The organism is Thermodesulfovibrionales bacterium, assembly GCA_035622735.1.
Taxonomy (GTDB): Bacteria; Nitrospirota; Thermodesulfovibrionia; order Thermodesulfovibrionales; family UBA9159; genus DASPUT01.
The window spans coordinates 1-8,885 of sequence record DASPUT010000105.1 but is presented as its reverse complement, the minus strand read 5'-3'; the positions used below and the strand labels follow the sequence as shown (position 1 = coordinate 8,885).

The 8,885-nt window shown below is 53.6% G+C and carries 9 protein-coding genes; 2 read left to right on the top strand and 7 right to left on the bottom strand.

Annotated elements, in window-relative coordinates:
- The first annotated feature begins 48 nt into the window (after positions 1–48).
- Positions 49–996, top strand: coding sequence for a bifunctional riboflavin kinase/FAD synthetase (locus VEI96_06050; GenBank protein HXX57544.1), 948 nt, complete (start codon positions 49–51; stop codon positions 994–996).
- Here the strand turns inward: VEI96_06050 and priA are convergent.
- Positions 983–2,905, bottom strand: a complete 1,923-nt coding sequence (gene priA / locus VEI96_06045; protein ID HXX57543.1) for a primosomal protein N' — start codon at positions 2,903–2,905, stop codon at positions 983–985. The genes VEI96_06050 and priA overlap by 14 nt on opposite strands.
- Before the next feature lie 70 nt (positions 2,906–2,975).
- Here priA and VEI96_06040 point away from each other — a divergent pair, with 70 nt between their 5' ends.
- Positions 2,976–4,121, top strand: coding sequence for a radical SAM protein (locus tag VEI96_06040; GenBank protein HXX57542.1), 1,146 nt, complete (start codon positions 2,976–2,978; stop codon positions 4,119–4,121).
- Positions 4,122–4,194: 73 nt separating this feature from the next.
- Here VEI96_06040 and VEI96_06035 read toward each other — a convergent pair whose 3' ends face one another.
- The 6 genes from VEI96_06035 to VEI96_06010 form a co-directional block, all read right to left on the bottom strand.
- Positions 4,195–5,598, bottom strand: a complete 1,404-nt coding sequence (locus tag VEI96_06035) for an HD-GYP domain-containing protein (protein HXX57541.1) — start codon at positions 5,596–5,598, stop codon at positions 4,195–4,197.
- Positions 5,588–7,231 carry a HEAT repeat domain-containing protein gene (locus VEI96_06030; protein ID HXX57540.1) on the bottom strand — a complete coding sequence of 548 codons (1,644 nt, stop codon included), beginning with the start codon at positions 7,229–7,231 and terminating at the stop codon, positions 5,588–5,590. Before VEI96_06030 ends, VEI96_06035 begins: the two co-directional genes overlap by 11 nt.
- A 30-nt stretch (positions 7,232–7,261) precedes the next feature.
- On the bottom strand, positions 7,262–7,540 hold the full coding sequence (locus VEI96_06025) for a hypothetical protein (GenBank protein HXX57539.1): 279 nt from the start codon (positions 7,538–7,540) through the stop codon (positions 7,262–7,264).
- On the bottom strand, positions 7,533–8,312 hold the full coding sequence (tatC, locus tag VEI96_06020; protein HXX57538.1) for a twin-arginine translocase subunit TatC: 780 nt from the start codon (positions 8,310–8,312) through the stop codon (positions 7,533–7,535). Before tatC ends, VEI96_06025 begins: the two co-directional genes overlap by 8 nt.
- Positions 8,302–8,607, bottom strand: coding sequence for a twin-arginine translocase TatA/TatE family subunit (locus tag VEI96_06015; protein HXX57537.1), 306 nt, complete (start codon positions 8,605–8,607; stop codon positions 8,302–8,304). The genes tatC and VEI96_06015 overlap by 11 nt, the downstream gene beginning before the upstream one ends.
- The coding region (locus VEI96_06010) for a hypothetical protein (GenBank protein HXX57536.1) at positions 8,607–8,885 on the bottom strand (279 nt) is incomplete at its 5' end. The genes VEI96_06010 and VEI96_06015, both read right to left, overlap by 1 nt.

Genomic DNA, 8,885 nt, shown 5'->3' with positions numbered 1-8,885 from the left:
CCGGATATTTCTCGATGATCTGAAGGCGGTACAGCAGCGGGGTAAGCGATGATTCTTATCAGAGGGCTGGAGGGGCTGAAAGAGAAATACAGGGATGTCATCCTCACCATAGGGAACTTTGACGGCGTGCATAGGGGGCATCAGAAGATATTCTCCTCTGTTGTGGAGAGGGCGAGGGACGTGAACGGGACCGCCATGGCGATCACCTTCGAGCCCCATCCCGTGCGGGTGCTCTTCCCCGAGCGGGGGTTACGGGTGCTCTCCTCCTTCGAGGAGAAATCCCGGCTCATGGAACATTTTGGCATCGACGTGCTCCTCTGCATAACCTTCACGAAAGAGTTTGCAAATACGGAGCCCGATGATTTCCTCCGGGAGGTGATTACGGAAAAGATCGGGGCCCGGGAGGTTGTCGTCGGCCACAATTATTCATTCGGTAAGGGGAAACGAGGAACGCCGGAGATCCTGAGGCGGAGAGGGAAAAAATACGGTTTCTCCGTTAAGGTAGTGAGGAGTGCGCGGCTGTGCGGTGACGTCGTGAGCAGCAGCAGGGTGAGGAGTCTTCTCGGCAGGGGAAGGGTATGCGAGGCATCATGGTTTCTCGGACGGCCCTACATGATTGAAGGGAAGGTCATACCGGGTGCCGGCAGGGGAGGGCGTCTCCTCAATGTGCCGACGGCGAATATTGCTACGGGAAACGACCTTGTCCCGAGAGAAGGGGTTTATGCGGTCAAGGTGGGATATGAAGGGGCCCTTCTCGACGGAGTGGCGAACATCGGGAAGAACCCTACCTTCGGCAATGCGGAGATGAGCTACGAAATCCATATCTTCGATTTCTCGGAGCGTATCCTCGGGAGGGTTCTCAGGGTCCACTTTATCGACCGCATAAGGGATGAGAAGACCTTCCCCGATATCCCCACCTTGAAGGCAAGCATCATGAAAGACATCGAGCGTGCGAGAATTATATTGAGAACCGGGAAACACCCTAGAGTGATATAGGGTCGACGTCAGCGATGACCCGCATCCCCTTTTCCCGCTTCAGGTTCATGAGGAACTCCTTGGCATAGTGACGAAGCCTTTCTCTTGCCTGCGATTTCAGGATCATTTTATAGGCGCGGGCGGTCTTCCCTGAGAGATCGAGGGGACCGATGACTTCGATCTTGTCGTCTTCAGGGGGAAGGGCCTTTTCGAGCGCATTCCTCGCATCGTCCTTCGATGTGACGGTTATCACGATGATTCGGGAAAGCGGAGGGTACGAGAGCGACTTACGTCGTGAAAGTTCCTCTTTCAAGAAGTCGGTGAACGAGTAGCTCTTGAGGTACCTGAAGACGTCATTGCCCGGCATCTTCGTCTGAATAATGATGAGGCCGTCAGACAGTACGCATTCGGATATTCCGACGATTTCCTGAAAGAGGATCTCTGCCGATCTGAAATCAGGCAGATGGAGACCGATATCGGGATTCAGGAAAACGCAGAGCTTATACGCATCTCCCCCACCGAGCCGTCCCGTTAGAGCCTTTGTGCCGACGACGATCTTTTCTCCCGCTGCCACGTCCGCGAGACGCCTCAGTCGCGGCTCGTCGCGAATCGAGTCCGTGTCGATCCTCAATGGCTCGACGTGGAGGTGTTTTGTTATTTCCGCAGTTATACGCTGGGTTCCGGCTCCGATCGTCTCGAGGCGCGTGCCGCTGCACCTTCGACAGGTATTTGACGGGCGTTCCGTGAGGGTGCAGTAATGGCATTCAAGAAGTCCCTTGCTTTTGTGGTAGATAAGGGGAATCCCGCACTCGGGGCAGGACCGGATATCGCTGCACTCTGCACACTGTATGAGGGAGTACCCCCTTCGGTTGAGAAAAAAGAGGACTCTTCCCTGTCCTTCGACGCAGACCTTCGCTGCTTGCACCGCCCTTCGAGAAAGATAGGGGGTTACCTTTTTTGCGGTCTTCAGGTTTATGACTTCTATCCGCGGCCTCTCGACCCGTTCGGGAGGCGTCAGGAGGATATATTTCTTCTTCACGGTGTTAAAGAATGATTCCATCGACGGAGTAGGAGAGGAGAGCATGACCGTAGCTTTTTCGAGATACCCGCGCATGACCGCCACGTCCCGGGCATGATAGCGAACTCCTTCCGGGCTCTTGTAGGAACGGTCGTGTTCCTGGAGAACGCAGAGAAGGGAGACCGACCGGAGAGGGGCGAAAACGGCGAGCCGCGTCCCGAGGACGATATCCGAAGCTCCCGAGAAAATGCGCTCCATCGCCCGCCTCCTCTCTTCACGAGACAACCTTCCGTGGAGGATGGTCAACCTGTCACCAACGAGTTCTCTCAGAAAAGGCGACAGTCTTCCGATATCCGTTATCTCCGGCACAAGGATTATGACGTTCCCGATTCCCCCCGCAACCTCAAGGCTGTAAGCTATCTCATGGGAAAGTGTCGGGGCATTGAGAAGGTAAGTCATATAGGAGCCCCTGGAGAGAGATGTCCGGAGCTGAGCTACTACGTCCGGCGAGATCGAAGGGAGCGCAAGCCCTGGCGGTGGCATTGTGTCAACCGGCCTCGCTCTTGTCTGTCTTTTCGTCTTCCCTATTTTGAAATACTCCAAGGGGACCATGCTCTTGAGGACGATCCCTTCAGGCACGAGATAGTAATCTGCCATCCACCGGAGAAGGCCGATCAGGGCTTCGCTCATCACAGGCCTATCGAAAACGACATCGAGAAGTTCCTTGCTCGGTCCTCCCGGATGCCCGGACGCCCTGCCGAGAACAACTCCGTACTGGGCGCTCTTTTTCACCTCTGCAGTCACGATCATGCCGGGGCAAATTCTTCCGCGGGACGCCAGCCAATGGTAAGTGAGGGGGCCCATATTAACGGGAAAGACGACGTCGAAGAAATCCATGAGGGATTTTACCATAAAAAGAACAAGCGCTCTCCCCTCTGCACGTCATTAATAACGGCTCTCCTCTTTTTCGGTATAATAAAAAATGAATTATTTTCTCTCTCCGAGATGCAGCCTGAAATGGCTCGAAGTCCCAGCGGTTTATCACATCCCAAAGGATGAGCTCTACGAGCTCGACGAACCCGCCTTTGCCGTTCTCGAGAGAGCTGCCTCCGCAGGGGGTTGCGAGGTTGACGAAAGCGATCGTGCCTTTCTCGACTATGCCTTGAATGAGGGAATCCTCACGACTGTCGGGACGCGCATGAAACGACCTACTCTCAGGAAATCCCCCCGACCCTCTCTCCGGTACCTCGAACTCCAGATAACGAGAAGATGCAATCTCCGGTGCGGACATTGCTACATCGGGCCTCCGGAGAACCGGGAACTGCCGTTGAACAAGATCATGAGGGTACTGCGCGAATTCGAGGAAGCGCAGGGGTTGAGGCTCTTGATCACCGGAGGTGAACCGCTCCTTCACAGGGATTTTCGGCAGATGAACGACGCTCTTCCGGATTACGCGTTCCGCAAGATACTTCTTACAAACGGAACGCTGCTCGGCAGGAGAACCCTGAGATCTCTCCACGTGGACGAAATACAGATGAGCGTGGACGGACTCGAGATTGGACATGATGCGCTGAGGGGAAAGGGTGCCTACAGAAAGACGATGAACGCCCTTGATGAGGTTCGCGATTCCGGCATAGACGTCTCTGTTTCGACGATGGTGCATTCAGCGAACCTCAATGATTTTGAAGAGATGGAGCGGCTATTCAGGGAAAAGGGAGTGAGGGAGTGGACGGTCGATGTCCCGTGCGGGGCGGGGAACCTCGTGCACCATCCCTCATTGCAGGTGAGCCCGGAGGTCGCGGGAAGGTATCTGAGATATGGTTTCGGAGAGGGGCTTCACGGCGGAGGAGAGGGTTTTGCGTGCGGGCTGCATCTGGCATCCGTGATGGCCGACGGTAAGGTCGCACGGTGTGCTTTCCATTCGGAATCTTCCGTAGGCGATATTGCCGAGGGTCTTGAAACTTGCTGGAGCAGGATCAGCCCCCTTGCCCTCCGAGAACTGAAATGCGATTGTGCGGTGAGGGAGTTATGCAGGGGGGGATGCAGATACCGGGCGAAACTCCTTGGGGACGCTCGAGGCAAAGATCTCTACCGGTGCGCTGCCTTTGCTGTTCCGGAACAGAAGTGAGACGTCTGCCGCTCAAGAGAGCGGTCCGTTGAGAGAACTCCGCCGGTGAGCGCTTCTTCGTCCCCGGTTTTTTCTACAGGAGGTATTCCGCGAGGTTTATGCGGTACTTGTTCGGGTCAAGGGTCTTGATAATGCTGCGTGGGTGATTTCCGCTTGCGTCCTTCTCGGTCAGATCGACAACGTGGCCTTCGACTTTGGTGCCTTTGCTATCCATAATGATGAGTACTCTCGGTCTGTCCGGAAACATCGAGTTACAGCCAAATACGAGCCCGAGTTCCTTTGAGTCGAGAAGCACGAGGGTGCCGATCGGAAATACCCCGATCATGTTTATGAAGAATTTGAAGATGACCGGATCGAGCTGGCTCCCCGCACGCTCCATCATGATGCTCAGGGCCTTGTCGGGCGCCATCGGTATCCTGGAATAGACCCGAGACGATGTCATGCCGTCATACTGGTCTGCGAGACTCACTATCTTGGAATAAAAGTCCAGCTCTATCGGGCTGCTGAGTCTCGGGTAGCCCGACAGATCGTAGTTGAGGTGGTGTTCAAAGGCTACGATGGCGGTTCTGACGGATGTCGCGTCGAGACCTTTCAGTTTCAGGATCGCCCTCACACCCCAGAAGGGATGCCGTTTCATGATTCTCCACTCGTCATCGGTAAAGTTCGTCGGCTTGTTCAGTATCTCAGCGGGAACCTCGATCTTTCCGATGTCATGAAACAGGGCGACGAGTCCGACTTCGGTGAGAGCCTTCCTGTTCAGCCCGAGCCTCTGGCCCAGGGCGACGGAGAGGATGCTCACATTTACTGAATGGTGATAGGTGTATTCATCATAATCCTTTATCGCGGTCATGCCCACGAGCATCTCTTCTTCTTCAAGGATCATGTCAACCATCGATTCCACGACCCGCTTCGCCTTCTTGATGCTGATTTTTTCTCCTGACTGTATTTTCGTGATGACCCCTTTTGTATAGGAGACCGCATTGAAATAGGTCTTTTTCACGAACCGTCTGATGTCGTACTCGCCTTCATCCCTGATCTTCTTCAGCGGTCCTACGGAGAGGGAATGGATATCGGCGATGCCCTCCGAGAGGGTCTTAAACGATTCCGTCGAGAAGGATGCGTCGAAGAACGCCTTCAAGAAGCGCTGAATGTCACCGGGGGTTAACGGGCTGTTTATGATGATACTTCCCAGTCCGCGTTTCCTGAACTCTCTGATCAGAAAATCGAAATTCAAGAGGTATTCCATAGAGTACCTCACCCTCGTGTCATTCAGGTAAAAGAACTCGCCGCCGAGCTCAAGGGTGAGGGTATCACCGGAATTGAGGATGGGGTTCACGATCGAACATAAGCGGTCGATAGCGGTCAGAATGGCCACATTGCCGGCGTCATGAATCTGGGAGGACCTGATGATGACGGCAAGCTGATTGATGATGTCCTTCGGATTTGCTACCGACCCCGATGTCTCCTTATTTGCCATAATCTATCCTTTTCAGGGCGGAGTTCACGTATTCCCTCACAAGTTCGTTCTTTGAATCCTTTAGAGCCGACAATGCCGGCAGCGCGTCCCTGCTGCCTATCAGGCCGAAGTAGTGTGCTGCGGCTGCCCTGTCCTCATCGGAACGGGCCCTCTTAAAGAGCGACCGCTTCTTGAGAAGCTTCATCATGAAATCCGTCACTTCGGCGTCCTTCCAGCGGGTCAGGGCTTCAAAGAATTCTTTCTTCTCTTCAAAATCCCGTGCCTTAAAATCTTTCCCTGAAACCTTTTCGATGAGTATCCTCTTCGCAGTCTCAGAACCGATACTCCCGAGCGCCTTCGCGGACATCTTCCTTATCGAGTCGTCTTTATCATCGAGACAGTCTCTCAACGTCTGCAAAGCAAGAGGGCTCTTGAGTTCGCCCAGGGCCTTAATGGATTCTTTCCTGACCCGTACATCGGCATGACGGGCGGTGCTGAGGAGATACTCGACGGCCTTCTTGTCCCCTATGCGGTGAAGGACATAGATGATGTTTCTCACGACATACCACCGCGAGTCTTGAAGGCCCTTCGCGAGCGCCTGGAGGTCTTTCTTCCCGAGGCTGATGAGGATGGCAATGATCCGCTTTCTTCCATGAATGCTCTCGAGGTCGCCGAGGAGCGATATGAGCGGAGCTATCGCGACCTTGTCGAGAAAGGACGTAAATTCAGAGAGGAGATTTTCGTCAATTGCCTCAGAAGAATCGAGGATCGCGCCGAGATGCATGAGTGAGTCCCTGGAGTTGACGATATCGGCAAGGCCTTTCATCCTGGTTTTTGACTCCTTTGAGACGGACGGCGATTCCGCAACGGCCTGCGCCCTTTTCAGCATTGTCACTACGGTCTTCAGGTCTCCTTGCCGGAGAGAATAGAGAATGATATCCGAAAGGAAATGATAGATGTCCTCCAATTCAGGCGGGCTTTCAGCGTGGTGGAGCATCTCGAACAGTATTTCAGAGAGCTTCCCGGTCTTGTCTTCCAGGTCTTTCTCTATCTCCCTGACGAGCTGCTGAAGGTCTTTATCGGAAAGGTTCACGATCGAAATGCTCGAAACATCCTCCGCACTGAAGGCGTCGGTATACGCCTTGAGAAGATTGTCGGTCTCTGGAGCCTTACTCTTTATCTCCTCGATCGCATCCGATTCGTAATCATTGTCTTCCGTGAGAAAGGCCTCATCGACAACGTACTGGATATCCTGAAAGTCCCTCTCCCAAAGGAGGGTTACGATGTCGTCGTCAGCCGCCTCTCTGTCGAAGTCGAGCGCGATAATCTTGAGGAACTCCTCCAGCTCCTGCTTGGACAGGTTCTTCTTAAAGCTCAATTCCCTCAGGCCGTCCTTAAAGAGGAAGAGGGCGAGGTTATCCTCTTTTTCAGGGTTCTGGTAGACCATCTCGGCATCGAAGAAGAGCTCGTGCTGTTTTATTCTCAAACGGAATTCTTCGCGCCAGGCAAAAAAGTCGGTAAAACGCGAAAAGATTTCATCGATCGTCTTCGTATAGACGGGGTTGTTCTCCGGATACATCCTGACGGTCTTCTTCGCCTTCAGGAAGGCCTGGATTATGTCTTTTGCTCCCTTTATTTCCTCAGAGATTTCCATGGAAAAACATAACACAGATTCTCATGGGTGTCAAATGAGCGGGATTCTCCTCGCCCTGGCGAAGTTCCGAATTATCATCGCAGAAGAATGCAGTCTTTGGAGGCGCAGATTCCTCAAACGGATCTCCATGACGTCGTTGTGGGGAAACTTCTCACCACGCACTTCGCCCTGAGTCTTCATCACTTCGTGGTAGAATTCTTTCAAGGTTTCATTGTCGAAGGATTTCAGGAAGAGGGGGTTCACCGTCACATACCCTTCGGCTATGTCCCTCGCCATCGCCTTGAGACTTTTGCCCCGGACGTTAGACACGCTCTTCCCTCCTCTTCACGAATAGCCGAGATACGAGGACACCGGCTTCGTAGAGCACGATCATGGGGACGGCCATGAGAGTCTGGTTGAAGGCGTCAGGCGTGGGGGTGAGAATCGCGGCGATGATGAATGCGGCGAGAACCGCATATTTTCTATTTTTTGCTAGGGCCTTCGGAGTCACAATTCCCATACGCGTCAGGAACACGATGACGATGGGAAGTTCGAAGACGGCGCCGAAGGCGAGGATGAATTTGAGGCAGAAGTCCACATAACTGCCGACTGAGAGCATCGGTGTCATGGACCCGGTCTTATAGGTGAGGAGAAAGCTCATGGCGAAGGGGAGCACGAAGAGGAAACAGAACCCGGCACCGATGAAGAAGAGTATCGTGGCGCTTCCCACGAAAGGCAGGATATATTTTCTTTCCTTCACGAGCAATCCTGGTGACACAAATTTCCAGAGCTGATGGAAAATAACGGGAAGGGTGAGGACGAGACCTGCGACGAAGGCGACCTTCAGGTGCATCCAGAATGCCTCTGCGGGCGCGAGAAAGACCAGGGAGGGGTTTTGAATCTTGGAGGGCACAAGCGATAGAAAGGGATACTTCAGGGTGAAGCCTATCTCGAATTTCAGGGGGAAGATGAGCGCCTTGAAGAGCTCCTCGGAATAACCGAAGGAGATGAGAAACCCGACGAGAAGGGCGACAAGCGAAACGATGATTCTCTTCCTGAGCTCCGAGAGGTGTTCTGTGAACGGCAGTTTTTCATCGGCCATTTACGGTGTCGTCCTTCCTTTCCATCTCACGATCCTTTTCCCCCTGCCGGTCAGCCCCTGTCGTTCCGGGCTTTTCATCCCTCTGCTCATCGATGGGGGGCGCGGTAATTTCTCCGGGTTTTGGTGTTGTGTCGAGCTCCGTGTCCATCTGTTCCTTCATACCCTGGAGCGCTTTTCTCAACTCCAGCATCCCTTTACCGAGAGACTTCCCGAGTTCGGGCAGACGTTTCGGTCCGAAGACGATGAGCGCAACGACGAAAATGACGATGAGCTCCTGAATCCCCAGGTCAAACATCAGTCGCCTCCTTCCTCAATCTTCTCAATTTCCTTCTTCTTTAGAGGGAAGAGATAGCTCACGGAAAACAGTATCCGGTATTCAGGGCTTCTATTCTTTAAGTCGTATCCGGCCCCGAGTGTCGTGAAGATATTTTCCGTAGTGAGAATCCTGGTGCCGAAGCGCAATTCGAGTCTGTCCAGGCTTCCCGAGTAACTCTTCTTTGCATAGAGCTCACCGAGAATCTTTACGCTGCGGGCTGCGGCGAAGTCGAATCCCGTGGCAAAGGTTATGTCATC

Coding starts and splice junctions, on each gene's coding strand:
- VEI96_06050 (HXX57544.1), top strand. CDS start 49: ATGATTCTTATCAGAGGGCTGGAGGGGCTGAAAGAGAAATACAGGGAT.
- priA (HXX57543.1), bottom strand. CDS start 2,905: ATGGTAAAATCCCTCATGGATTTCTTCGACGTCGTCTTTCCCGTTAAT.
- VEI96_06040 (HXX57542.1), top strand. CDS start 2,976: ATGAATTATTTTCTCTCTCCGAGATGCAGCCTGAAATGGCTCGAAGTC.
- VEI96_06035 (HXX57541.1), bottom strand. CDS start 5,598: ATGGCAAATAAGGAGACATCGGGGTCGGTAGCAAATCCGAAGGACATC.
- VEI96_06030 (HXX57540.1), bottom strand. CDS start 7,231: ATGGAAATCTCTGAGGAAATAAAGGGAGCAAAAGACATAATCCAGGCC.
- tatC (HXX57538.1), bottom strand. CDS start 8,312: ATGGCCGATGAAAAACTGCCGTTCACAGAACACCTCTCGGAGCTCAGG.
- VEI96_06015 (HXX57537.1), bottom strand. CDS start 8,607: ATGTTTGACCTGGGGATTCAGGAGCTCATCGTCATTTTCGTCGTTGCG.